Source organism: Pauljensenia sp. UMB9872, assembly GCF_030212665.1.
Lineage (GTDB): Bacteria > Actinomycetota > Actinomycetes > Actinomycetales > Actinomycetaceae > Pauljensenia > Pauljensenia turicensis_B.
The window spans coordinates 29344-55437 of sequence record NZ_JASOER010000004.1 but is presented as its reverse complement, the minus strand read 5'-3'; the positions used below and the strand labels follow the sequence as shown (position 1 = coordinate 55437).

The 26094-nt window shown below is 57.4% G+C and carries 20 protein-coding genes, 1 tRNA gene and 1 pseudogene; 5 read left to right on the top strand and 17 right to left on the bottom strand.

Annotation, left to right across the window (positions count from 1 at the left end; all coding sequences use genetic code 11):
* Window positions 1-56: 56 nt before the first annotated feature.
* Both QP109_RS02630 and ptsP read right to left on the bottom strand, forming a co-directional pair.
* Complete coding sequence (locus QP109_RS02630; protein WP_285023148.1) at window positions 57-1142, bottom strand: ABC transporter substrate-binding protein; 1086 nt, start codon at window positions 1140-1142, stop codon at window positions 57-59.
* A gap of 141 nt (window positions 1143-1283) precedes the next feature.
* The gene (ptsP, locus tag QP109_RS02625; RefSeq protein WP_285023147.1) at window positions 1284-2978 is read right to left on the bottom strand and encodes a phosphoenolpyruvate--protein phosphotransferase; all 1695 of its coding nucleotides are present in this window, start codon (window positions 2976-2978) and stop codon (window positions 1284-1286) included.
* A gap of 238 nt (window positions 2979-3216) precedes the next feature.
* Between ptsP and QP109_RS02620 the strand changes: the two genes are divergently transcribed.
* Window positions 3217-4533 carry an aspartate kinase gene (locus QP109_RS02620; RefSeq protein ID WP_285023145.1) on the top strand — a complete coding sequence of 439 codons (1317 nt, stop codon included), beginning with the start codon at window positions 3217-3219 and terminating at the stop codon, window positions 4531-4533.
* A 152-nt stretch (window positions 4534-4685) separates the two neighbouring features.
* A complete protein-coding gene (locus tag QP109_RS02615; protein WP_285023143.1) occupies window positions 4686-5735 on the top strand; it encodes an aspartate-semialdehyde dehydrogenase in 1050 nt (349 codons plus the stop codon).
* 67 nt (window positions 5736-5802) lie between these two features.
* Here the strand turns inward: QP109_RS02615 and QP109_RS02610 are convergent, their stop codons facing one another.
* The 8 genes from QP109_RS02610 to QP109_RS02575 form a co-directional block, all read right to left on the bottom strand.
* Complete coding sequence (locus tag QP109_RS02610) at window positions 5803-6915, bottom strand: ABC transporter ATP-binding protein (RefSeq protein WP_285023141.1); 1113 nt, start codon at window positions 6913-6915, stop codon at window positions 5803-5805.
* Window positions 6912-9458, bottom strand: a complete 2547-nt coding sequence (locus tag QP109_RS02605) for an extracellular solute-binding protein (RefSeq protein ID WP_285023140.1) — start codon at window positions 9456-9458, stop codon at window positions 6912-6914. The genes QP109_RS02610 and QP109_RS02605 overlap by 4 nt, the downstream gene beginning before the upstream one ends.
* An 82-nt stretch (window positions 9459-9540) precedes the next feature.
* On the bottom strand, window positions 9541-10923 hold the full coding sequence (locus tag QP109_RS02600) for an MFS transporter (RefSeq protein WP_285023138.1): 1383 nt from the start codon (window positions 10921-10923) through the stop codon (window positions 9541-9543).
* Between the two features lie 210 nt (window positions 10924-11133).
* Window positions 11134-11826, bottom strand: a complete 693-nt coding sequence (locus QP109_RS02595) for a response regulator transcription factor (RefSeq protein ID WP_101628521.1) — start codon at window positions 11824-11826, stop codon at window positions 11134-11136.
* Entirely contained in the window at window positions 11826-12650 is an 825-nt protein-coding gene (locus tag QP109_RS02590) for a sensor histidine kinase (RefSeq protein ID WP_243381288.1), read from the bottom strand. Before QP109_RS02590 ends, QP109_RS02595 begins: the two co-directional genes overlap by 1 nt.
* A gap of 60 nt (window positions 12651-12710) precedes the next feature.
* Entirely contained in the window at window positions 12711-13073 is a 363-nt protein-coding gene (gene trxA, locus QP109_RS02585; protein WP_195225124.1) for a thioredoxin, read from the bottom strand.
* Between the two features lie 212 nt (window positions 13074-13285).
* Entirely contained in the window at window positions 13286-13972 is a 687-nt protein-coding gene (locus QP109_RS02580) for a TetR/AcrR family transcriptional regulator (RefSeq protein WP_285023136.1), read from the bottom strand.
* 70 nt (window positions 13973-14042) lie between these two features.
* Window positions 14043-14477: an NUDIX domain-containing protein gene (locus QP109_RS02575; RefSeq protein ID WP_195225126.1), complete on the bottom strand. Its 435-nt coding sequence runs from the start codon at window positions 14475-14477 to the stop codon at window positions 14043-14045.
* A gap of 205 nt (window positions 14478-14682) precedes the next feature.
* Here QP109_RS02575 and QP109_RS02570 point away from each other — a divergent pair, with 205 nt between their 5' ends.
* Together QP109_RS02570 and QP109_RS02565 are read left to right on the top strand one after the other, a co-directional pair.
* Window positions 14683-17475 carry an Ig-like domain-containing protein gene (locus QP109_RS02570; RefSeq protein ID WP_285023133.1) on the top strand — a complete coding sequence of 931 codons (2793 nt, stop codon included), beginning with the start codon at window positions 14683-14685 and terminating at the stop codon, window positions 17473-17475.
* Window positions 17476-17638: 163 nt separating this feature from the next.
* A tRNA-Gly gene (locus QP109_RS02565) sits at window positions 17639-17712 on the top strand.
* A gap of 149 nt (window positions 17713-17861) precedes the next feature.
* Here QP109_RS02565 and QP109_RS02560 read toward each other — a convergent pair.
* From QP109_RS02560 to QP109_RS02535, 6 genes are all read right to left on the bottom strand, one after another.
* Window positions 17862-19253 carry an ABC transporter ATP-binding protein gene (locus QP109_RS02560; RefSeq protein WP_048707901.1) on the bottom strand — a complete coding sequence of 464 codons (1392 nt, stop codon included), beginning with the start codon at window positions 19251-19253 and terminating at the stop codon, window positions 17862-17864.
* Window positions 19250-19936 carry an energy-coupling factor transporter transmembrane component T family protein gene (locus tag QP109_RS02555; RefSeq protein WP_005395771.1) on the bottom strand — a complete coding sequence of 229 codons (687 nt, stop codon included), beginning with the start codon at window positions 19934-19936 and terminating at the stop codon, window positions 19250-19252. The genes QP109_RS02560 and QP109_RS02555 overlap by 4 nt, the downstream gene beginning before the upstream one ends.
* The gene (locus QP109_RS02550; protein ID WP_285023128.1) at window positions 19929-20525 is read right to left on the bottom strand and encodes an MptD family putative ECF transporter S component; all 597 of its coding nucleotides are present in this window, start codon (window positions 20523-20525) and stop codon (window positions 19929-19931) included. Before QP109_RS02550 ends, QP109_RS02555 begins: the two co-directional genes overlap by 8 nt.
* Before the next feature lie 36 nt (window positions 20526-20561).
* Window positions 20562-22310 (bottom strand): ABC transporter ATP-binding protein, encoded by a 1749-nt coding sequence (locus QP109_RS02545; RefSeq protein WP_285023126.1) that lies wholly within the window; start codon window positions 22308-22310, stop codon window positions 20562-20564.
* Entirely contained in the window at window positions 22307-24079 is a 1773-nt protein-coding gene (locus tag QP109_RS02540) for an ABC transporter ATP-binding protein (protein WP_285023124.1), read from the bottom strand. The genes QP109_RS02545 and QP109_RS02540 overlap by 4 nt, the downstream gene beginning before the upstream one ends.
* 100 nt (window positions 24080-24179) lie before the next feature.
* Window positions 24180-24518, bottom strand: a complete 339-nt coding sequence (locus tag QP109_RS02535; protein ID WP_285023123.1) for a phage portal protein — start codon at window positions 24516-24518, stop codon at window positions 24180-24182.
* A gap of 29 nt (window positions 24519-24547) precedes the next feature.
* On the opposite strand from QP109_RS02535, the gene QP109_RS02530 reads away from it, so the two are divergent.
* Window positions 24548-25177, top strand: coding sequence for a DUF1643 domain-containing protein (locus QP109_RS02530; RefSeq protein WP_285023121.1), 630 nt, complete (start codon window positions 24548-24550; stop codon window positions 25175-25177).
* Here QP109_RS02530 and QP109_RS02525 read toward each other — a convergent pair.
* Window positions 25163-26059: pseudogene (locus tag QP109_RS02525) on the bottom strand (terminase TerL endonuclease subunit); the annotation flags it as partial. The gene QP109_RS02530 and the pseudogene QP109_RS02525 sit on opposite strands and share 15 nt — an antisense overlap.
* Between the last annotated feature and the right edge of the window lie 35 nt (window positions 26060-26094).

Sequence of the window (26094 nt, the reverse complement as noted above, 5' to 3'; positions counted from 1 at the left end):
GGAACACCGGTTGTTCGCTGAGCACCCGCGCGTGGGTTGCGCGTCAGAGCGTTGAATTATTCGCCGACCAGGACGGCGGTGTCCTTGAGAGCATCCGGAAGAGTCACACCAATTGCTTCAAGGGTCGTCTTATTGACGGTCAGTTCGTATTCGGTCTGGGACTCGACAGGCATGGTGGCAGGATCGGCGCCTTCGGTGAGGATTTTGATTGCCATCTGGCCGGTCTGGTAGCCGAGTGTGGTGTAGTCGATGCCGTATGTGGCAAGCGCACCGTGAGCAACGGAATCAGCTTCGCCTGCGATCAGCGGAATCTTTGCGTCTTCAGCTGCCTGGACGACAGAAGCGAATGCAGAGACGACGGTGTTGTCGGTCGGGACGTAGATAGCGTCGACCGTGCCCGCCAGATCCTGGGCTGCCTGCTGAACTTCGGCGGAGTTCGTGATGGTCGTTTCCTTCACAGAAAGACCTTCGGATTCGGCTATCGTCTTGGCAAGTTTCACCTGGACTTCGGAGTTCACTTCACCGGAGGAGTAGATGATGCCAATGCTCTTCGCCTTGGGTGTGAACTGCTTGACCAGCTTGATCTGCTCTTCGACTGGGTTCATGTCGGTGGTGCCTGTTAGGTTCGAGCCGGGGGCGTCGAGCGAGTCTACGAGCTGAGCGGAAACCGGGTCGGTGACGGACGTGAACAGGACGGGAGTGTCAACGATGGATTGCGCAATTGCCTGAGCTGAAGGGGTTGCGATAGCCAAGATCAGGTCGTGATCTGCTTCTGCGAACTTCGCAGCGATCGAGGTTGCGGTTGCCTGATCCCCTTGGGCGTTCTGTTCGTCGAACTTCACGTTTAAGCCAGCGTCGGTAAACGCCTGCTTAAAGCCTTCGCGTGCAGCATCGAGCGAGGTGTGAGTGGTGATCTGGCTGATGCCGATCGAGTATTCCTCAAACGCACCGGCTGCTCCCGATTCGGATCCGGTCGATGCTGAGCCGGAGCATCCAGCAAGGACAAGGGCGAGCGCTGCGCCAGTGACGGCACTGATCTGCGCGGTGCGTTTCATGGTGAACTCCACGTGTTGACGTTTACGGTTGGAGGGCCAGCCGGGCTGACCTTCTTCCATGACGCTAACGAGTGAAGTGGTTTTCAAGGAGTGGGTGTTCAGTGGGTGAACATAGAGCGGTCGAAAATATCTCAGAATATGAAATCAGCTACTCCGTTTTGAGCGTGCTGATTCTGAGTTGAAACAAAAACGACTAAAATCAGGCAAAACGGTGTTCAACGAAAGAATTCACTCAAGTCCAAGAGCGTGGCGCGCGCGATAGCGCCCATCTCCACCATCGAAGGCGCCGACAACCGCATCGGCGGCCGCGTGACACTGCTCAAGAGAAACCTGACCAAGCTGGGCGCCCACACCGGAAATCGCACTTGACGCCATCGACAGCGATGTCACACCCATGCCCACAAGCACACACGCCAGAAGCGGATCGGCGGCTGCTTCACCGCACACACCAACGGGCTTGCCTAACCGCAGCCCCGCTTCGACGACCTTACGGATCAGCGCAAGCGGTGCGGGCTGCCACGGATCGGAGTACTCCGCCAGGTTTGCTGACAGACGGTCAGCGGCCATCGTGTACTGGGTCAAGTCATTCGTACCGATAGAAACAAAGTCCACGTACTCCATGATCTGGTCGATCAGGATTGCGGTCGCGGGGACCTCGACCATCACCCCAGCCTTCAATGACACGCCAAAAACGTCGTTACGTTCGTTAATCAACCCGGCAAACCAGCGTGCTTCAGCGGCAGTAGCGATCATCGGTGCCATCACCCACACGTCGGTGTCGGGGGCAGTCATGGCTGCGACGGCAATCGCGTCCAGCTGATTAGCCAGAACATTCGGGTGAATGCCGTTAATCCGGATACCGCGAACACCCAGCGCGGGGTTCGGCTCATCACGTAGCGTCGCGTAGGCAACCGGCTTGTCAGATCCTGCATCCAGAGTACGAACCACAACCTTCGATCCGCTCCATGCCAGCAGTGCCTGAGAGTAGGAGCGCGCTTGCTCTTCAACGCTGGGCTCAGTCGGGTGGTCAAGGAATGCCAGCTCGGTGCGCATCAAACCGACGCCCTCAGCGAAGCTAGACTCGTGAGCCGAAGTAGCGCTGGGCCCGTCCTGAACGTTCGCCAACAGTTGGACATGCACCCCATCCGAGGTCTGCGCGGGGCCCGTCCATGAACGAATCAGTTCCAGTCGCGCTGCATCAGCCCGGACCTTTTCGAGTGCCGCGGCCTCGTCGATCCCGGTTGTGATCGCACCCGTCCCACCGTCGACCAAGACGGGCACCTCCGACGCGATCTGGTCCACCTGACGTGCTGCCACGATGCACGGAATCGCCAACTGGCGCGAAATGATCGACGTGTGCGAGGTTGGACCACCTAACTGAGTCACGATCGCGACGCACAAATTCGGGTCCAAGCTTGCGGTGTCGGCGGGCGACAGATCATCCGCCAGCAGGACAAACGGGTAATCGCAGTGCGGGATACCCGGCTCAGGCACGCCCTGCAGGTGCGCGATCACGCGGTCACGAACGTCGCGCAAGTCAGTCGTGCGCTCCGCCATCACACCGCCGGCAGTCTCGAACATGACGACGAACCGCTCGGTCGCCTTCATCACCGCCTGAATTGCAGGGATGCCGTCGCGGATGCGCTTCGACACGTCCTTCGTCCACGCGCGGTCAGTGGCCAGCGACGAGGTCACGATCAGAACGTCAGCCGCTTGTCCGGTGGTTTTTGAAGCACGATTCATGAGTGAGTCAGCCACGGCATTTGCACAATCAAGGAAGCGACTTACTTCGGCTTCGCGGACATCATCTGGCAAAGCAGGAGCCGACTCAGGCGGAAGTTCAGGCCTGCGCACCCAGAGTGCCGGGGCGTAGGCAACACCTTGAACAACAGGAGTTCCATAGATTGTGATCGGGTCAGCCATGCGAGCCTCCTTGCTCAACGGGTTACGTGCTGTGACCAGCATAAAAGCTCACTTGAACAGAAGCGATTGTCAGTCCTGAGCCTGCACAAGTGACCTAGAAGAGCCCCGATTGATGTTTCGTTTGTCCGCCTATTGTGTTTCCTTTGCCCGTATGGCGGTCGCACCCCCGCTAGATAGGGCGCATCTCTAGGATAAAAGGACGCACGAAGGTGCGTAGTAAAAGAAGAAATGGGGAACCGTGGCACTCATCGTGCAGAAGTATGGTGGCTCATCCGTCGCAGATGTTGAAGCGATGAAACGAGTCGCCCGCCGAGTCGTCGAAACTCACCAGGCAGGACACCAAGTCGTTGTCGTCGTATCCGCAATGGGCGACACTACCGACGACCTGCTCGACACGGCCGCGCAAATCACCCAGCACGCTCCCGAACGCGAGATGGACATTCTGCTGTCTGCCGGCGAGCGCATCTCCATGTCCCTGCTGTCCATGGCGGTCAACGAACTCGGCGTTCACGCCCAGGCGTTCACCGGCGCTCAGGCCGGCATTAAAACGACTTCAAACTATGGACGTGCCCAGATCGTCGGTCTGGTAACCGAACGCATTGCCCGCACCGTCAAAGACGGTCACATTGCCATCGTCGCAGGATTCCAAGGAATCTCCGAAGATGACGACGTCACCACGCTGGGCCGTGGCGGATCGGATACGACCGCAGTCGCGCTCGCGGCAGCCCTGCACGCTGACGTCTGCGAAATCTACACCGACGTCGACGGCCTGTTCTCCGCAGATCCTCGTATTGTCCCCAAGGCGCACCGTCTGCGTCGTGTCACCCAGGAAGAAACCCTCGAACTCGCTGCGCATGGAGCAAAGATTCTGCACCTGCGCGCCGTCGAATTCGCGCGCCGCTACAAGGTACCGCTTCACGTCCGCTCATCGTTCTCAGAAAAGAACGGCACCTGGATTTTCGACGGTCCAGCAAACCCAGAACTTAAGGGACTCGTTCCCTCAGCCGCACTTGTCGATCCGCAGGAGGACCCCATGGAACAGCCAATCATCTCCGGTATCGCCCACGACCGCTCCCAAGACAAGATCACCGTCACCAACCTGCCGAACACCCCCGGTATGGCAGCGCGCGTCTTCTCCATCTGCGCCGAGGTCGGCGCAAACGTCGACATGATCGTTCAGAACGTTCCAGTCTCTGACTCGACCCGCGCGAACGTAACCTTCACGCTTCCCGAAGGCGATGCACAGCGCACGCTCAACGCTCTTGAAGCTGCGCGCGACGAAATCGGCTTCGACCAGTTGCGTTACAACCCGAACATCGGCAAGCTCTCGCTGGTCGGAGCGGGCATGCGCACCAACCCGGGTGTGTCCGCCAAGCTGTTCGAAGCCCTGTCTGATGCCGGCATCAACATCGAGATGATTTCGACTTCCGAAATTCGTATCTCCGTTGTCACCCGCCTCGACGATCTTGACCGTGCAGTCCAGGCCGTCCACACGGCATTCGGGCTTGACGCCACCGAATCTGAGGCAGTCGTCTACGGCGGCACCGGGCGCTGAAGGCGCATCGCTCGTCGCTTCGCCCCTTATGGGGGATATGAGAGAAGCGCTAGGCGGCCTCGTCAGTTTAAAATCGCAGACTTCCACGTGAAAACCACGCCGGATCCCTCGGTCGCCCCACCGTATGGGCGCCCACACCAAAGGAGAAAACAATGACCGGACTGAACGTCGCAGTCGTCGGAGCAACCGGACAGGTTGGCCGAGTCATGCGCACTCTGCTCGAAGAGCGCGACTTCCCCGTGAAGTCGATTCGCTTCTTCTCTTCTGCTCGCTCGGCGGGCACGACCCTGACTTTCAAGGGTGAAGAGATTACGGTCGAAGACGTCGCCACCGCGAACTACGACGGTATCGATATTGCTGTTTTCTCTGCGGGTGCCTCGGCCTCGCTTGAGTACGCGCCGAAGCTCGTTGCGGCCGGCGCGGTTGTTGTCGACAACTCTTCCGCATGGCGCAAGGACCCGGACGTGCCACTGGTCGTGTCTGAGGTCAATCCCGAGGACATCACGAACCGTCCCAAGGGCATCATCGCGAACCCAAACTGCACGACCATGGCAGCTATGCCGGTTCTGCGCCCGTTGGTTGACAAGGCGGGTGGCCTGAAGCGCCTGTTCGTCTCGTCCTACCAGGCAGTCTCCGGTTCCGGCTTGAAGGGCGTCGAAGAACTCGTGCGCCAGACCGAAGTCGGCGTCACTCAGAATCTTGCCGGTCTTGCACTGGATGGCCGCGCGGTCACTCTGCCCGATCCGCAGGTCTACGTCGCCCCGATCGCATTCGACGTTGTGGCCCTGGCCGGTTCGATTGTTGACGATGGATCGGAAGAGACCGATGAAGAGCAGAAACTCCGCAACGAGTCCCGCCGAATCCTGCACATTCCGGACCTCAAGGTGTCGGGCACCTGCGTCCGCGTCCCCGTTTTCACCGGCCACACCCTTTCGATCCACGCCGAATTCTCCGGCGCGATCACCCCCGATGAGGCGCGTTCCGTCCTGGGAACCGCTGACGGTGTCCGCGTCGTCAACGTTCCGACTCCGCTTGAAGCCGCGGGGCGCGACGAGGTTCTGGTCGGTCGTATCCGCCAGGATCAGGCTGTCGATGACAACTGCGGTCTGGTTCTGGTCGTCGCCGGCGACAACCTGCGTAAGGGCGCTGCCCTCAACGCAATCCAGGTCGCCGAACTGGTGGCAGCTGAACTGCTTGCCTGACCAGGCGCATCAAGCCAAGCCTAGGAAATGGGGCGCTGGTGGAATGAAACCCCAGCGCCCCATTCCTTTACGCGACTTCGTTGTCAGTATCTGAGCTCGGAAGCACCCACCCCGACGTCACATCAAACTCAACCAGTGCACCGACTTCAAAGGGAGTTGATGTGTTGGGCGTGCGGACAACCAACGTCCCGATCTCGGTTTCTACGTCATAGGACATATGGGATCTGACGAACGAAGCGGAAATGATTTGCCCGTGGCGCCCGATTACCGAATACGGAGCACTGGGAGTCAAATGAATATTCTCGGGCGGAATGCTGATCTGAGCGTCTCCCGGCTTCGTGCCGTGGGGAGCAGGAATCGAATAGGTCACAGTCCCACACGTCACCGTTGCCAGCAGAAGCGATGAAGCGGGAACCTTGTCAACACTTTCGACCGTGCCCGACACGATGTTGGGGATGCCCATCAGGTGCGCAACTTCGATGGAATTCGGTTGTGTATACAGCATTCGCGCGGTGTCGATCTGCAAGCATCGACCCGAATCCAACAGCATGATTCGATCGGCGACCAGACACGCTTCGGTCACATCGTGCGTCACGTAGAGAACTGCACTGCCCAAGCGTCGAACCTCGCGAATCAGGGAGGCTCGGATTGTTGACGCAACGGATGCACCCACGTGTGCGAGGGGCTCATCCAACAGCAGGACGGAGGGTCGTCGCACAAGTGTCCGTGCCAGAGCGACGCGTTGAGACTGACCGCCCGACAGCTGGTAGGGGTAGCGTGATGCCAGGCCGACGATACCCATGCGAACCATGATCGAATCGATCAAAGACTCGCGCTGAGCAGTGGGAACATCCGTACTCTCCAGCGCGAAAGCAATGTTTTTGTGGACGTTCATGTGATTGAACAACGAGGGCGTCTGAAAAAGTAGGCCGGTTGGGCGTTTTCCTGCGGGAAGAGTGGTGATGTCCGAGCCGTCAACGACGATGGAACCACTTCTGGCTGTTTCGATGCCCGCAAGGGTATGTAAGAGCGTCGTCTTGCCACACCCCGACGGCCCAACGACGGCAACGATCTCGGCAGAGGCAACGTCGAATGAAATGTCGCTCAGGATGCGTGAGCCACGGTGAACGTCCAGACCACGAACATGCAGTCCGGAGTTCATGTGAATAGAGGTTGTCATAGGCTCTTCCTGACATATCCGGAGTGACGTGTTGTTGAGGTAATGAATGCGATGCCCAAACTAATCATGACCAGGGCAGATGATGCGGCGAGCGTGCCAAGAGCTAACACTGACCAGTGATCGCCGTGGATGCCAAGTGGAAGAAGCGCAACGGCGGGGAACGCGGAACCGACGGGGACAACGAACGCCGAGGGGGCACTCATACACATGAGCAACCCGCTGAGTGCTGCAAACACACCGATCAGTCGAGCTGCCAAGGCGGGAATCACCACTGTGAGAGTGGTGCGCGTAGTGCTTGCTCCCAGTTCTTCCGCGATCCTCATCGCTTGGCGAACAGAGAGCAGTGAGAACGACATCAGGAAATATGACGCCGGTAGGGCAAGAAGAAGATTGGTGAGAACCACCGTCAGCATGCCACCCGCAATCGAGCCGCCACCCAACAAGCGTGGCAGGATCGTGTGGTCGCCGATTGATATCGGGTGTTGGAAAACTAAGTGAATCAGAATTCCGCCGGCAATGGGGGCGGACAGCAAGGCAGTCAGGAACAGGGCGTTGATCGCGCGGGGGAATGCCCAGCGGTGCCGGGCAATCAAGAATCCTATTGTTGCGCTCAGCGGGACGATGCCCAGGATCAACAGTGATTCTCTGACGGTCTGCTCCAAGAGTTCCGCAGATGCGGTGTGAATAAACCAATTGGAGGCTCCGACGAGCATCACGATGATGATTCCTGCACTCACAATTACGGATATCAACGCGAAGGGAATGATGCTTGCGGACAGCGTCGGAAGGTATTCCTTCAGCGGGGTTGGATAGGTTATCTGCCGGGCTGTGTAACGAGTCAGCGTCAAGCTATGCAAAACGACGAACGTGGTCGCGGACGCGACTCCAACATAGATGAGTGCAATGTGAGTGGGGACGGAAGAATCGAGTCCTGAGTTCAATGCGTTGAGCGCCAACACCGGTAGGTACGGTTCGGCCGACGCGTTCGTGCTTGTTGCTGACACGTCGGAAGCCGCCATGAATGTGGTCAATGCGAACGCGGGGATCAGGGCTGCTCGGATGCGTGGAGCAAGAAGCTTTTTAAAAATGTTTCGCTCGGGGCTCCCGAATGCGACTGCTGTTTGGACTTCAGCGTGGTTGAAGGACGACAGGATGAAGCTCAGCATGAGGACAGCGAAGGGGCTTGCGTTGATGGCAAGTGCGAGGACGATTGTTGCCTGCGAGTAGGGTGGGGTGCCCATCCAGATCAGTGCTTGAGCGATGACTGCCGGTGGGATCAGTGCAGGCAAGAGTGCTGGAAGAATCCAGATGAATGTTCGTCGGGAGCGCAGGTACAGGGGGAGTGCGATTGCGATTCCGAGGATTGTCGCGCCCAGTCCGGCTAGCGTGCTAATTTTCAACGTGCGAATGGCAGTGGGGACGAGGTCACTCCATGACAATTCATCGCCTAGGGGTAAAGATTCAGTGTCTGACACGTGGTGGTTGGCGCTGGTCGCGCCAATGGGGGCGGGTGCGTCCTGGGTGGGCGATGGAAGGTAGACCTCTTTCGTCCATCGCCTAATCAGGGTTGCGCGGTGAAGGGAGGCCGCGCTGGGGTCATCGCCGAAGATTGATATTCCGAGTGTTTCAAGGCGTCGTGAAATATGTTCGGGGAGGCGTGTGCTGACGGGGGATTGGTCTGCGACCTCGGCACCAAGCGCCTGTCCTTCGTCGCTGACAACCCACTGCAGGAACTTTTGTGCGTCCTCTGATTCGTGAGTGCGTCGGGGAAGAGATGCCGCTCCGATTTCGAAGCCGGTTCCGTCAAGCGGGTAGGTGACCATGACGTCGGCGCCATGTTGTGCTTCAAGGCGACAGTAGTTGTCGAAAGTGATAGATGCGGGTGAGCGTCCGATTGCGACAAGGTGTGCGGGGTCGGTTCCTGAGTTCACGTAGGTCAAGGTGTGAGCGTCGACTTGGCGCAGGAATTGGATTGCTTGCGAGGCGCTGGCGAAGCGTTCTTCCTGCACGTTCAAGAATGTTGCTGCTGTTCCCGAGGTCAGGGGAGAAGGGACGATCAGGGAGAGCGAAGTTGATGACAGGTCCTGCCAGCTTCGAAGACCCTGAGGGGATTGTGTGACCGTTCGTGACTGGCAGAAGGACAAGATGCCACCGTAAATCCCGAACCACGATTGAGAGTGGAAAGCATCGGGTAGCCCACTGGTGTCAACGTCTGGGGCACGGCGAAGTAGTCCGAGGTTTTCGGCTTGGGCGTGCGCTTCGGCTGGACCACCAACCCAGACGTCGAATTCTGAGTGGCCACGGGTTGATATCAGGCGAGCAAGGGCTTCTGACGTTGGTACTCGTACGACGTCGACGCTTGTTCCTTCGCGTTGCTCGTAGCGCCTAGCGAGAGCTTCGCACACCTTTGACGTGTTGGAGCACAGGATTCTTAGGTCCGGCTTTGAGTCTGCGAAAAGAAGACAGAGCGGCGAGATGCTGATGATCCCCACGATTGCCACCGCGATCAGGGAATTGAGGCGGCTGTGGCGTAGGGATTTCATAGGAACCAGACTAGTGCGAGGATGCAGTATCGCCGGCGACCAAGATTGGGAAGTCGCCGGCGATACACATCGGGGAAGAAGGTCACTTATTGGCTACGTGACGCTCCATGAGGGCTCGTTCATCCTTGCCGACGATCATCATCAAGATGACGGCGATGACGGCAACGACAATAAGGAAGCCATAGGCGATGTTCCAGCCGAAGTTGTGGATCAGCAGACCAACGCCGGACGATGCCAGGGTTGCGCCGAGCAGGTATCCGAAGAGGCCGGTGAAGCCAGCTGCGGTGCCCGCAACATTCGTGGGTGAAAGGTCAATTGCTTGAAGACCGATCAGCATGACCGGGCCGTAGATCAGGCCACCGATAATGGCGATGAGCAGGTAGAAGACCCAGATGGGGGCGCTGTAAGGCATGAGCCAGTAGGCGAGAAGAGCAATGCCAACGCCTGCCAGGAAGAGTATGCCTGCGCCTGAACGCCAGCCCTTGAAGATCTTGTCGGAAACCCAGCCACAGAGCAGGGTGCCGGCGATGCCGGCGCCTTCGTAGATTGCGAAGCCAAGGATGCCTTCTTTGACGTTGACTCCGTGAACCTGTTCGGTCAGGTAGATCGGGATCCAGTTGAGGACTCCGTAGCGGAGCGTGTAGACGAAGACGTTGGTGATGGCCAGGAGGACGACGACGCGGTTGGTCAGGACGTGCTTGAACAGCATTTCCTTCCACGGCATATCCGAGGTTTCCTTCACCTTTGCCGGGTCGTTGCGGTATTCCTCGATCGGTGGAAGACCGAGGGCTTCGGGGCGGTCGCGGACAAGGATCAGTGCAATGAGGGCGACGATGAGCGCTGCAATTGCCGGTGCCCAGAAGGCGGGACGCCAGTCAGCATCGGAGGTTGCGAAGGTGTCGAGTGCCCAAGCGGAGAGCAGGCCGACGCCCGCGCCACCAACGTTGTGTGCACAGTTCCAGATCGAGGTCATCCAGCCACGTTCGGTGGTGGAGAACCAGTGGACCAGGACGCGACCCGAGGGAGGCCAGCCCATGCCCTGGAACCAGCCGTTGATGAACATCATGATCGCGAAGAGGCCGACTGATGCGGAAAGAACGGGCACGAATGCGATCAGCAGGTTCATGATTGCCGAGAGTGCCAGGCCGATCGGCATGAAGTAGCGTGCGTTTGCACGGTCGGACAGCATGGCCATGAAGAATTTCGACAGGCCGTATGCGAAGAGCACCGCGTTGGCGACGATGCCGATGCCGGCAGCGTTCATGATGTCGTGTTCCTTCAGGATTGCCGACACCAGTGACACATTGTTACGGATCAGGTAAAAGCCGGCGTATCCGAGGAAGATTCCCATGAACACCTTGAAGCGCCATGAGCGGTACATCGAGTCAACGCGTTCGGGGCTGACGGGCGATGCTGCCGGTGGTGCCGAAAGGAAACCCAAAGAGTTTGACTGGGAAGACAACATTGTCTCCTTATGTTGAAGAGTTAAGACTTAACGATTGTGTCTTCTGGTTGGTGACAACTTGGGCGGGTTTTGGTGGCGCTTGGAAACAGTGCTGTTACCAAAGTGTGCGGGCTACGTTCCAGAGCGTGCGGGCTAGGTGCGTGCGCGCAGTCTGCGGACACAATGGGGAGCGCGAGGCTCCTTATCAAGCGCGAGTGATTAAAATCAGCGTCATGAGGCGTCGATGACGAAACGGTAGCCTCGTCCCCTGACCGACTGGATACACGAAGAGTCGATGCCCGCGCGTTCTAGCTGACGGCGAAGGCGGTACATCGTCGTTTTGATCATGTCGTGTGCGCCGACTTGGTCGGTTGTGGACCAGCCTTCGCTCAGGAGGTCTCGCCAGGGGATGTCCTGGTTTGGTCGCGAGGCCAGGATTGTCAGGACACGCTGTTCGGTGGGGCTGAGTGGAATGACGACTCCGTCCCAGGTCATGCGTTGCATATCAGCATCGATGGTGATGGGCCCGAGGTGTACGGATTCTTGTTGACGTACAGGCTGGGTTCGCCTGACGATTGCTTGGGCGCGCAATGCGAGCTCGCGGGGACTGAAGGGTTTGGTCACGTAGTCGTCGGCGCCTGCCTCGAGGCCAACGATACGGTCTTCCTCATCACCAAGGGCAGTAAGCAAAATGATCGGAACCGCCATGCCGGCGCCACGGATTCTTCGGGTCAGGTCAACGCCTGATCCGGTCGGCGTCATGACGTCAAGGACAACCAGATCAACACTGCGATCCTGAAGGTATTGCCAGGCTTTTGTGGTGTTGGGTTTCGTTTCGCAAGTGAAGCCTTGGGTTTCCAGCGCGAAGGCGATGATTGAGAGCATCTGGGGTTCGTCGTCGACGACAAGCGCGTGCTGTCCCATCACTTCCCCTTCGGCAGTACAACGTGGATGACCGTGCCACACTCAGGCAACGAGTCCACCATAATTCTGCCACCGTGCGCCTCGATTATTCGTTGGGAGACCATCAGTCCGATTCCGGATCCCTGGCCACTGGTGGTGTCCGACGTGAAAGCGTCGAACATTTTTTCTTGGGTTTCAGGGGTAATTCCCGGGCCGGAGTCCTCGACGGTGATTTGCGCTCCGCCATCTTCGGTTGAGGCGACGCTGATCGTGATCGGCGAGGTGCCGTCTCCGTGGCGGAGTGAGTTGTTGATGAGGTTCCACATGACTTGCCGGAGCATGGTGGCGTTCGCGTGGATGTTGAGGACTCCCCCGACCGCGTTCACATGGATGGGGGTGCTGGTGATACGTCGCATTTCTCGGGCGGTTGAGGTAACGATGTCTCGGACGTCGACGAGCTCGGTTGACAGTGTTTCGCCACGTGAGAGTTTGAGGTCGGTGATGATTGACTCGGTCAGGTCGATGACCTGCTGAGTGTTCGTTGTCATGGTGCGAACGAAGTGGCGTTGCTGTTCGGTCAGGTCGCCAGCAAGACCTTCTTCGAGCAGTTCGCCGGCCCCGCGGATGAGTGCCAGCGGAGTACGGATCTCGTGGGCGATGATGGCGGGTCGGTATGTCAGCAGATCGTTGCCCGTTTCGTCAGCGTGATTCTTCTTTTTCAGTGGGGTGGCACCCCGCGTTTTTTCACCGTTGCGCGCCCGTGAAATGACGTAAATTAGGGCGATTGCGGTTGCAATAAACAAAAGCCACCCGACGATTGTGAAGATCATCGTCGGGTGGCTCATGGTTCAAGTGTGTCGCTAATGGTGCGACTTGCCAAACTGAGAAGGTGGGTTTCTGCCGGCTCACTTCTGGGATTCGGCAATGGATGCGCGAACCTGATCCATGTCGAGGTCGCGGATCTGCTGGATCAGATCGTCGAGTGCAGCACCCGGAAGGGCGCCGGACTGACGGAAGACGGCGATGCCATCGCGGAACGCCATGATCGTCGGGATGGACGAGATCTGAGCTGCGCGAGCAAGATTCTGCTCTGCGTCGGTATCGACCTTGCCGAAGACGATGTCGGTGTGCTTGTTGGAGGCTTCTTCGTAGACCGGGCCGAACTGGCGGCACGGGCCGCACCACGTTGCCCAGAAGTCAACCAAGACGATGGCGTTTTCGGCGATGGTGGTTTCAAAGTTGTCGTTGTGAAGCGTGACGGTGGCCAATGCGGTCTCCTTATGTGCGAGGTTCGAGTGAACCCTGGGTGCGATTGTTTTCGCGTGGTCTATTGCTGGGAATCGCTTTGATTATTTCGTTGCTGTTTCCCGTTTCGTAGAGTTCAACGGCGTTAGCAGTGAATCTATTCCCTGCGATTGTTACAGGGGTGTGGTGTGCGTCGCACGTCTTTGACGGTTTCAGGAGGGCTCGTACCTGCGCGTCAGTGCGCGACCGGGCACCGCATGAAAGAGGCCTGGGTATTGTGCTCTTCGGCTTCGGCGCGCTTTTTCGGCGAGGGGAGTGCGTGGATTTTCTCTGACGAGGCTCCGACTGCGCGCAAGACGAACGCTTCCGATGCTGCGTAGAGTGCGCGTCGCTTGTCAGGATCCGAGGGCAGGCGTTGCCCGGACAGACAGGCGTGGATCAGTGCGACCAGAATGTGCGGGTCCTGCACGGGGATTGCTTCGCTCTTCATTGCATCGACGAGGATGGTGAGAAGGAGGTTGCCGATCACGCCTGCATGTTCGTGAAGATGTTCGGACTTTTCCGTCGACATCTGATCGCGCAGGTGAACACGACTTGCCAGATGGTAGCGACTGGTCATCTCCAAGTGTGCGTGCACGTAGATGCGGAGGCGCTCAATCGGGTCGGATTCTGCGTCGATTGATTCGTGAAGAAGTGCCGAGAATTTTGCGGTTGCCTCGTTCATGTAGGCAAGGAGCAGAACTTCTTTGTCTTCGAAGTGGTTGTACACAGCGGTGCGTCCGACGTTGGCGCGCGACGCGATCTGCGACATGGTGATCGTGTCGAAAGACTGTTCGGCGAGGAGCCCTCCGAGCGCGTCGAAAAGCTTGTGGCGAGTTAGAGCGCGGTGGTTCTCTAGGGAGTCTCCGATGATCTTAGGCATAGGGCTATTCTGACAGATGTACCCCATGTGTCGCCAAATTATCTAGGTATTTGGTCATATATTCACGCTCTTAGCGGTCCGCTGGCTCGAAACCGCATGTGCGTGCAACGGCCAGTGCAATCTCAAGATCGTGGCCAATCCAGTCAAGGGTGTCGACCTTATCTAAAGGAGTCCAGCGGAACTCACTATGGGAACCATTCAAAGTGGGGGCGGGCGCGTCCGGCGATAGTTCAGCTAACCAGACTCCCATTGTGCGCCCCTGCAGAATCGGCCACCACGTGCCCTCTTCCGTCATTACCTGAGCGCCCACGCGGATGACGGTGTTCATTTCTTCGCGTATCTCGCGGTGAAGTGCCTGAAGAGGGGCCTCGTCGAGATCGATCTTTCCGCCGGGAAGCTCAAATTTTCCTGCCAGTTCGGGTGGGTATGAGCGTGCGGCGCAGAGCAACTGCGTTGGGTTGTCGAGCGAGTCGACGATGGCGGCGGCAACAACTAAGCGAGGCATGACTGCAGTGTAGGCAGTGTGTGGGACGAAGATAATACATAGGTGTCGAAAATTGTGCTGAGCGTCGACATGGGTAACGTTGAAAGCCTGTTCAATTTCTGTACTATGTATTGCTCGCCTTCGCAGGCTTGTTGGATAATGGATGTGTGCGGTCTCATCAGAGACGCTCTCATCGTCAGCTTCCCTATCATCGACAGGACGGAAAATGAAGACGCGAAACAGACTGATGGCGTTACTCGGCGCTTGCGGTCTTGTGGCGGCAATGATGCCGACATGGGGGGGCAGCGCCCAAGCGGCTGAACTGCCTTCTGACTTTCAGCTAGATAGCGGTTCAGGATATGTAGCGACCACGGATGTGAAGCTCAGTGGCGCTGTCAAAACGGAAGCGCTTGCTGCAGTGAAGAAGTGGCGTCAAGATGCTCTGGATACGAACGTTCCATGGCCAAAGTATGACTCCCAGACCACGATGAGGCAGTACTTAGCGCAGAACGGTATTTCTGAGACTGATTATCTTCACCCAAAGTGGTCAAAGGAACTTGAAAAGATTGCCCTTCAACGAGCCGTTGAAGCTGCCGATTCAGATCTTGGCCACAACCGTCCTGATGGATCTCATTGGTTTGATCTGAAATCCAACGGAGTCGAAACCCACGCGGAGGTACTTGCGTGGGGTCGGCGCACCGTCTCGGCCGCTGTTGATCAGTGGGCTTGTACGGACGAAGATAGCCCGACACAGTGTGAGAAGAAGAACTACTTAACGAACAACGGCTCTGTAACGGGACACTACCTCTACCTCATTAATCCAAAGCTGAAGTCGTATGGAATAGCAGGGTATGTTGACCCGGAAGTTGATTATGGCGCCGTGTGGGCGGGTGAGGCGAATTTTTCGATTCAAGCGAATCAGGATGAGCTCAATCTCAGCGGGACCTACAGTTTTGTCACGACTTTGACAGAAGACCGAGTGAAGGAAGGCTACTCACCGGATAGGTTCAGTTGGTCCACTGGTGACGCCGGCTCCATGCCCACTGTCAAATACAACTACTTCCAGAAGCGCTACTCAGCAGCAGGTACATGGTCTTCGGACGATCCTGCAATTGCAACCGTTACTGCGGACGGTGCCTTTAAAGCTGTGAAGGCCGGTTCTACGACCTTCAAACTCACTGCTAATGGGCGTTCGCTGACCTTCCCGGTGACAGTCGCCGGCGATGCTATCACTGCCGTGACGAATCCTGAGGCCGTGACTGTCGCATCGGGTACTGCTCCGACCTTGCCGAAGACTGTTTCGGCAACATACGAGAGCGGTAAGACCATGGATGTCGCTGTTACCTGGGATGCTATTCCGGCTGACAAGTACAAGGCACGTGCCGGTGGTTCCTTTACCGTTGAGGGTCATGTTGCAGGTTGGAACAAGCCGGTCATGATTACCGTGAACGTCACTCCCGCGACTGTCACTGATGCTGCGGTGAAGGGTTCGGATCATGTGACGACTCCTGCCGGTACTGCTCCGACTTTGCCGACGAAGGCGACGTTGACGTGGTCGAATGGGGACACAACCGAGGCCTCGCTTTCGTTCCCGGCGTCTGACAAGTACAAGGCGCGTGAAGGTGGCGAGTACACCCTGAACGGTACTGCTGAAGGTTGGGACAAGCCCCTTTCTGTGACTGTGACTGTCACCCCCGCAACCGTCACGAAGGTTGAACCACTTGCCGATGTCACCACGATTGAGAAGAAGGCCCCGACCCTACCGTCTCAGGCGGACTTCACTTGGTCGAATGGTGATAAGTCAAAGGAAACAATCACCTGGGAAACGATTCCTGAAACGCAATATGCGTCAGCGGGCACTTTCACGGTGAACGGTACCGCGCTGAACCAGAAAGTCACCGTAAAGGTCAACGTTGTTACGGCGACGGTGACCAATGTTGCTCCTGTTTCTGAGGTCACCACTGAATCGGGCGTTGCTCCTACGCTTCCGGCATCCACTGAGGTGACATGGTCGAACGGTCAGAAGACCACGGAGAACATCGCGTGGGATGCGATCACACCTGAACAGTATTCGCCTCGTGAAGGTGGATCATTCACTGTCAAGGGCACAGTTGCTGGTGAATCGATCACCGTTCAGGTGAAGGTGAATCCTGCGATGATCGGTCTCGTCACCGTGGATCCCACCCAAGTGGAAACCGAATCTGGCACTGCGCCGAAGCTCCCCGAGACGGCCACTGTCGCATGGTCGAACGGTGAAAGCACCAGCGAAACTATCGCGTGGGCTGACAACAATGGCTACACGGTTCGTGAAGGCGGATCGTACGATCAGGCTGGCACCGTCCTTAACGGAGCAAAGACCGTGAGCGTCAAGGTCACCGTGAAGCCGGCAAAGGTCGTCAAGGTGGAAGAACTGCGGGCTACGACGACTGTTGGTACTGCTCCGCAACTCCCCAATACCCTCAAGGTCACGTGGAGCAATGGCGACGTCACCGATGAAGCTGTCGAGTGGAACATGGAGGGCCTGACGTGGGATACCCCTGCCGAGGGAATTCAAGTTCCAGGAACGGTTACCGCCCTTAAGCAGGACGTGACCGCCCTCGTGGACGTGACAGAAAAGCCTGCCGAATTGAAGCTTGCGCTGTCGGCTCAAACTGTCACGGAAGGTGATCAGGTCACGTTCACCGCCACTGGCTTCAAAGCCGGAGAGGCTGTTACCTTCACCGTTCACTCGGATCCGATTACTGTCGCGACTGTCGATGCGGATGCGAATGGTGTGGCAAGCACCAAGTGGACTGTCCCAGACAACTTCGCCGGTGAACACACCGTCATTGCAAGCGGTCGTAGCGGATCGGTTGAACAGCCCCTCACCGTCAAGGCAAAGGCTCCGACTGCTACTGGTGCGGCGAAGACCCTGAAGAAGCGCCTTGCATCCACCGGTTTTGCTGGTGGCGCTACTGGCATTCTTGCTTTGGCGTTCGCCGGAGCCGGCGCGCTGGCAGTGAGCCGCAAACGACACTGATCTGCGTGCGCCAGGCTGATGCTGTCGGCCTGTCAAGCGTTGATGAAGAGGAGGGGCGTGATTCCTTGTGGGATAGCGCCCCTCCTCTCTTTGTCTGTCGCCTTGGCTGACCAGTGTGTTTGGCCTCTGGTATGATTTGACCTGTTGCCAATGGCGATGAATTGCGGGCGTAGTTCATCGGTAGAATGGAAGCTTCCCAAGCTTCAGAGGCGGGTTCGATTCCCGTCGCCCGCTCCACTTGGACGTCGAAAATGATAAGTAGGCGTTTGCGTTAGCGCGTACGCCCCAAGGGGGTCAAGAAAATCGCTTGCGTTAGCGAGTGTGTAGCGCGTTTGCCCTGACCTGCAGAAACGCTTTCCTCTCTTTCGACTGAGTGAGCGTTTGCGTTAGCAGGCGTTGATTTGGTCGAGGCGGACGCTATGGTTGGCGGCTTCGGTAACGAGTTCAGCGTCGTGGGTGATGACGATGACGACGGCACCAGTGTCAGCGAGTTTGCGCATCACTTGTGAGATCGCGACGAGGTGCTTGTAGCCCACACCTGATGTCGGCTCGTCGAAAATGTAGACCTTCTTGTTCGCAGCAAGTGCTGTGGCGATGACAAGGCGTTGGCGTTGCCCACCAGACAGCGCTTGCGGATGATCGGACTCGTGGTCGGTGAGGTCGAGTTCTTTAAGGATCGCGTGGGCGTCGATGTGTTGTTTTTCGACTCTGGTTGCCCCGAGCGTAACTTCGTCAATGACTGTGTCTGAGAATAGCTGCCGGGTGGGGTCTTGCATGACAAGGTATGCGTCCCGGCTGGCGAATTTTTGCCCATTGAGTGTGATGGATGCACCTTTGGCTTTTTCGAGTCCGCAGATGATGCGTGCCAGTGTTGATTTTCCTGACCCGCACGGGCCTAACAGTGCGGTGATTTTCCCTGCCGGGAAGAGCAGATGGCCGATGTTGAGAACCGGGTTTCCGTGGCGGTAGGCGAAGGTGAGGTTGTCAATCTCAAGCCCATCTCCTGCCGGTTCCGGAAGTTGTGGCATAGGCACAGTCACTAGGGATCGCAGCCCAAGCTGTTTACGCTCCTCATCTGGCATGGCATAAAACTCCTCGCCGGTTGCGGTGAGGGCGATGTTGCCTTTGTCGAAGCAGTAGACACGGTCAGCAATCTCGGAAAGGAAACTTAGCCGGTGTTCAGCAATGATGATGGTGTGTCCATCGGTTTTGAGCATGGCGATGAGTGTGGCGAGTTGGTCGATAACGTCAGCGGACAAGTTCGCGGTCGGTTCGTCGAACACGATCAGCGACGTGTTGTTGCACATGGCGACGGCGCAGGCCACGCGTTGCATCTGCCCACCCGACAGTTGTGTGACGCGGGATTCCAGCAGGTCAGCGATACCTAACTCGGCTGCAACCTCGTCAATGCGCACACAAATCTCTTGAGGGTCGCGGCCGAGGTTTTCTGGGCCGAAGGCGAGTTCTTGGCGCACGTGGGTGGTGTAGAACTGGGTGCGCGGGTTTTGAAACACTGTCGAACAGTGGTGGGCAAGCTCTGATAGGTCTGCTCGTGCCACGTCAATGTCGTCGACTGTGACGGTTCCGGTGAGGTCGCCGTCGTGGAAGTGCGGGATGAGCCCGTTAAACAGCCGTAGCGCGGTGGTTTTCCCCGACCCTGACGCGCCACACAGCAAGGTGACGGTTCCAGGTGTGATGGTGATGGTTGCGTCATTGATTGAGGGGTGGTCTGCTCCCCGATAGGTGAAGGTGACCCCAGTTGCTTGGGCTGTTGTCATAGGGTGATTCTCCATATCGCGAAGCTGATAACGATGAGCAGAATGACCGCGTCGATCACACGGAATTTCACGACCGTGACTGAGGTGGGCTTTGCGGTTCCGCCCAGTCCGCGTACAAGGGCGGCCGATGCCAGTTCGTCTCCGCTGCGTACCACGGTCGATAGCAGCGGGATTGTGAAGTACTGGGCCGAACGCAGGGAAAGCGCGGACATGCCGCGTAGTTTCATGGCATCTGAGATCGCTTTAACCTCGTGGCCGATCACGGGCAGCACACGTAACGCGACTGAGATCGGGATCGTGAAACAAGTCGGGATCCGTGAGCTGGCGAGTGCTTTTTGCAAGGTGGCAGGTCGGATCACGCCGATCGCGTAGGCTCCCATTCCTGCGCTGACACTGAATCGCCACATCCACTGCAAAAACAGCACGAGGAACGCGCTGGCCGTTGACTTCCACACCAGTGGTATCACGAAGACGAGTGTGCCGAGAGCCGCAAACGTGGCCAGGTAGACGGCCACCCAGCTCGGGCGCACGAGCGTGTTGGGGTTGATCGTAGCGCTCGCCAGCATCACGGCGGCGAATCCGCCCAGAGCACACACGAACCACGGCGAGTAGGCACTGTAGATCGTGGTGGAGACGATGACGAGCGCTACGATAATCGTGCGCGGGTCGGGAAGTTTAGACAAGACCGGCCCGTTCAAAGTGTTTGCGCGCCACTCGGGTTCCCAACAGACCAGCAAGCCAGCCAACGATGAGCATCACGACGAAGAAGCCCAACAGAATCGGAATCGTGACAACCTGCGCCATCTTCGCGGCATACTCGGCACCCATTTGTTCGGCGATCTGCGACATATATGCGTCTTGGTTCATAAATAGCGGAATCCACGGGGAAACATAGATCGGCAGGATAAACAGTGCATATGCCAGCGGAACGCGAACCTTAACGTTCTTCGGTCCCTTGGTGATGACTAGGTCAGCGAGCAGGCCGAACACAGCGGCGATCGCGATTCCTCCCACCCAATGACCCGTTACGAAGAAGAGGGCTTCGATGAGGATCAGCATGATGGTCAATGCCCCCATCTTCGGAGTGCGGGCAGTAAACAGCGCGAACACGGTGCCGTTGACGAGAATGGAGAGTAAGAAACCGGCATACATGGCGGCGGGGATGAACCCGAGCATTCCGAATGCAAACACGATGACAAACATCAAAGCGGTGAAGACGCCGATATTGATGAAGTCGCGCGCGTTGAGGCGCGAGGATGTGGGTGTGGACATAGTTTTTCCTTTCATGATTGTGAACAGTGCTGTGTTTTAGACGAGTTGCCATCCGGCGGCGTTGATGCGTTCTTGCCAGAAATCGCGGTATTGACCTGGCTGGTTGACCAGCTCGTCGTGGCACCCGCGCTGGGCGATACGCCCACCGTGGGAGAGCACAATGATTTGGTCAGCTGACCGAATGGTTTCCAGTTTGTGGGCGATGACAATAAGTGTGGAGTGTTTGCGTAGCTCATTCATCGCCGCAACAATGTTGGCTTCATTTTCCGCGTCCAACGCGCTGGTGGCCTCATCGAACAGCACAATCGGAGCTTTCTTCACCAAGGCGCGAGCGATGGACACTCGTTGGCGTTCCCCACCTGACAGTGCACGCCCGCCAGAACCCGCCAATGAATTCCAGCCGTCTGGGAGGCGGTTGACGATTTCCGTCACGCCCGACAGGTCAGCGGCCCACCTGATTTCTTCATCGGTAGCTTTAGGGTTGCCAAGGCGAATGTTGGCCTCGAGCGTGTCATTGAATAAATAGACGTCTTGGAAGACCAGGGATATCTGGCGCATCAAATCTTCGGTGGTCTGCTCGCGCACATCAACCCCGCCAACGCGTACGCTGCCGGACTGCACATCCCAGAAACGTGCAACCAACCTCGCGATTGTGGTTTTTCCGCAGCCGGAAGGGCCAACCAGGGCACACATGCCGCCTTGCGGGACATGGAAGGAAATATCACGGAGAACCGGGGTGTCCGGATCGTAGCCGAAGGTCACATCATCGAAGCGAACATCACCAGGAGCGCTCACCGATGTGGAGGTGACAGGTTCGGACAGTTCGGGAGCGTCCATGACCTTGTCGACGTGGTTCATCTGCTGGCGGCGTTCTTCCAGCCCGGTCATGCAGCCACCGATGTCTTGGAGCATGGTAGTGAACCGCAGGCACATGCCGATTGTGACCACGGCGTTCAGCGCATTCATCTGCCCGCCGAGGGCGAGTTGGGCGGTGAGCCAGATCATCACCACAATGAGCGCTTGGACGAACATCCCATTAATCAGGTTCGCTAATGTTTCGATCCACAATGCTTTGCGGCTTTTGCGGTCAGCCTGTTTGAATGCCCGATCAAGGGCCGGGTAGTCGTCGGCGACATGGCAGGAGCGCAGCGCGCCTTGGCAGGTGGCGAATTCGACCATGCGAGCCGCCAACTCTGATTCGGCTGGTTCGGAAATCTGCTTACCTTTATCAAGAAGCACGCGGGAGATATGGAGGAAGGCGAGCATGATCGGGAAGGCGATCGTCAAGGTCAGTCCCAGTCGCCAATCCCAGAACCAGGTTCCCACAGTCACTACGAGCACGGCTGAGAGTTTTTGGACGAGGGAGAAAATGAAATGTGCCGCCGACTCGCCCAGGTTCATCATTTCCTGGGTGACCATGCGCGACAGTCGGCCAGAGCTACCCGAATCGAACACTCCCAACGGTAGGCGGGCTACCTTGTTGCCGACCGCTTGGTGGACGTCGTGAATGAATCCGAGCGCGCCGATATAGCCGGTGCGCATGCCATAAAACTCCGTGCCCACGCCCAGCATCGCGATCACCGCCAAGGCGATGAGCCAGCCCGAAAACGACAGCCCCCACACCGGCATTCCGGTTGCTAGGGCACTTGCTGCGGGAAGCAGAGTCAGCAGGGCAAAGCCGTGACACAGTCCTGAGACCGCACCCCACGCTTGACCAACCGAAAGGTCTCGCCACGAGGCGGGTTCCATCAAACGCTTAAAGCGTGGCAGCAATAGTTGATTCATCGTGTCATCTCCTCGCATGCACCTTGGGCAAGAAGTGCCTGATAGTGCGCATTACCCAACAACTCGTCGTGTTTACCGACCACAGCAATGCGCCCGCGTTCCATGACGACGATTTGGTCTGCCCCTCTGATCGAGGCCAGTCGGTGGGCGATCACAATCACGGTTCTGCCTTTGGCAAGAGTCGAGAGAGCTTGTTGGATTTTCGATTCCGATTCTGGGTCTGCCATCGCCGTCGCCTCGTCCAGCACCAACACTGGGGCATCAACCATGAGCGCCCGGGCGATTGCGATACGTGCTGCCTGCCCGCCCGAAACGTGGGTGTCCTCCCCCAACACAGTGTCATAGCCTGCTGGCAGGCTCATGATGAACTCGTCGATCTGCGCTGCTCTCGCCGCCTGCCGCACCTGATCCAAGGTTGCGTCTGGCGCGCCCAGGGCAATGTTGTTGTGGATGGTGTCGCGAATAAGCTGTGCATCTTGCAGAACGAATGCGACCGTCGAATACAACACATCCTGGGAAATGCTCTTTAGATCAACCCCGCCGATGGTGATCGTGCCAGCGTCCGGGTCATCGAAGCGGGCTATCAAACTCGCCAACGTCGACTTGCCCGCACCCGACGGGCCAACCAGCGCAGTCACCGTCCCCGCCGGAATACTCAAACTCACGTCGTCTAATGCCTGGGTGCCGTCATAGGCATACGACACACCCCGAATCTCGATATCATGACCGTGTGGTGTCTGTGGCACATCGGGCTGACTCAACGCCGGTAGCTCCATGACGTTCACCAGCCTCACTGCCGCAGACCCTGCGAGCTGGTACGACCAGGCGATCGTTGCAACCGTCATCAACGCTCCCGGCAGCACCAAGGCGATCAACGTCGTCGTTATCACCTCGTAGATGCTCACCCAACCGGCGTTCATCATCAACGCGCCGCCGCTAAGGTTCACGATCAACAACACCGGGATCGACACCCACGAAAATGAGGCGACCGACATCGACACCAGCGGCATACACCACGCCCGATAGAACTTAGAAAACTCGTTAGCTGCATCTAAATAGGCTTTATGTGCTTGGCCGACCTTGCCGAACGCTTTCACCACTGAGATACCGGCAACGAACTCGGCCATCGTTGCCGAAACCTGAGCGAGCTTGGTGTCCATTTGCGCGGTCTTCTCATTCATCCCACGCATCGACATGCCATACATGCCCACATAAATCGGAATCGTCGCAATCGACAGCAACGCGAGTCGCCAATCCACCACAAACGCATACATTAACAAGGCGAGCGGGGATACGATCGCGTTCAGTTTCTCGATCGGCCCGTGCGCGATCACTGTGTGCACCGTGGTCGTATCATCCTGAATGGTCTTGCGGATCTTCCCCTCACCCTCGCGGGTAAACCACGACAACGGGGCAGACGCCATGCGGGCAGCGATCTGGCGGCGCATCTGGTTACGCAACGACAGGTCAATAAAATGCGTCACGCCCAATGCGACAAAATATAAGGTCAACCGGGCCATGTATGCGCTGACGAGGAGCATGACGATCCAGTTCACCCGCGCCGGGTCCACCTGGTCTTGCATAAGTTCTCTGCCAAGCTCCACCAGAGCCACATACGGGGCAATGGCCAACACCCCGGAGGCGAACGCTAAGACCTGCGCGATAAACAGTTTGCCTTTCACCGGCTGCGATAGCTGACGGATCGCGTTCTGACCAGCGACAGATTTTTCCTTCGCGGACCCATACTCACCGTCAACAACCTGATCCATTACACTATCGTCCACGCAAACACCATCCTTCTTAGGTAAGAATAACCTTACTTTATTTCTGGGGGGGGGTGCCTAACCGTGCACGTCAACCGCTACAACATCACCCTTGCAGGGCCATGCTCACCTGTTCACCGGTGCGGAATATGAATGATGTCATCTCCGGATTCGGCTCATCATGAAGCAGCCGATACAACGGATGATCGAACGCCTTCACCTTCGCCCCGTCACTGGATTGCTGGTAGACGTGCAACGGCAAACCAACAATCGCCTCGGCCAGAATACGCACGCACGAATACACGGCAGTCAGTTGCATTGCGCTACGTTCGGTCACCGGACGTCCCGAACTCGTGGCTCCGAAGAAAAAGCTATAACCAGAATTGATCGCATGATTATCAGCGGTCTGGACGGTGTCGCCACGCAACCAATTTAGAAACCCCATATTCAATTCTTTCTTGAGACAATGGATAAATGACTACGCTCATCAATGAATTTCAAGCCGCGTGGGATGATGGCGAACTCGTATTCCCGAAAGACCCACACGCCGAACAAAAACGCTGGTTTCTACGTACGCCGGTGAATCCAGCGAATAGTCGAGACCTTGTGTTTATTGGGATTAACCCATCGAGTGCGACGCAATTTGCTGCTCGGAAACCGGGTGGTGATCCAACGACCAAAATGGTTCTGAAGTATTTCCCTGTCGGCGAAGATGGTTCTCCGCTCGATTGGCGTTCAATGACGATCCTAAACCTGCTCCCTTTGATTGGGCAGCATCGTGATCTGCCTTGTTGGGATAGCGGTTCTGGCCGCCAGAAGATTCTGGATTCCATCGACATTACCCGTCAGATACTGAGAGTGATTCTCCCGAAATGCCACTGTGTTCATCTGATGTGGGGTACCCCCAATAAAAAGAAGTTCCCGTGGAAAAACACAGTGCTCAAACAACTAATACCCGAGATCGACTTGCTTATTTCTGCCGATCACCAGGTTCAGGCGTACCTATCCAAGAAGGAACATCCACTGCATCCAGGGTTCGGCGGGCTTGCCCATTGGCGAGGCAAACAACCCCACGACGCATACCACCTACTACAACACCAGTAACCCGCGCTGATCGTAGACCGATCCTGTTGATGTCCCTGTGCCACAGCGGATGGCGCGGTCGAGGGCCATAATGATGGCCACCACGCCGTCGATCTTCTCCGTGCTCTTTTGCTTATCTGGCTTGATGTTGCCTGCTGGGTCGGTGCGCACGTGAATGTTATCGACCATCCACGACAACACTGGATGTCCTCCGTGGGCGAGCTTGCCCTCTAAGGCAAGTTTCATCAGCTCCTTCGACGGCGGGCTCATATCCTTGAATCTCTGCCCGAACGGGACCACGGTGAAACCGAGACCTTCGAGGTTTTGGTTCATTTGGACAGCACCCCACCGGTCGAAAGCAATCTGTCGGATATTAAACCGGGTGCCAAGATCCTCAATGAACTTCTCGATATACCCGTAGTGCACCACGTTGCCCTCCGTGGTCTGCAGGAAGCCTTGCTGTTGCCACAGGTCGTAGGGCACGTGATCACGGGCAACCCTTAGTTTGAGGTTGTCTTCGGGGATCCAGAACCACGGCGCAATCACATACGCTTCATCACCAGTTTGCGGTGGGAAGACGAGCGCGAACGCTGTGATATCTGTCGTCGAGGCAAGATCGAGCCCGCTGTAACACACCCGCCCCTCGCGATCAGAAAGGTCAATGGGTGCTGAGTTTTGGTTCCAGACGTGCATGGACATCCACCGCACAGACTGCTTCACCCACTGGTTCAACCTCAGCTGCCTGAACGTGTTTTCCTCGGCCGGATTCTGCTTCGCCGAGTTAGCTGCTGCCCTGACCTTTTCGATCGGGACAGTGATGCTCAGGGACGGGTTGGCTTTCGCCCACAGTGCTTCGTCGGTCCAGTCGTCGTCCCGATCCACCCCGTAAATCACCGGGTAGAACCTGAGTCGTGCAACTTTTTAGTTTTCTGGTTTTT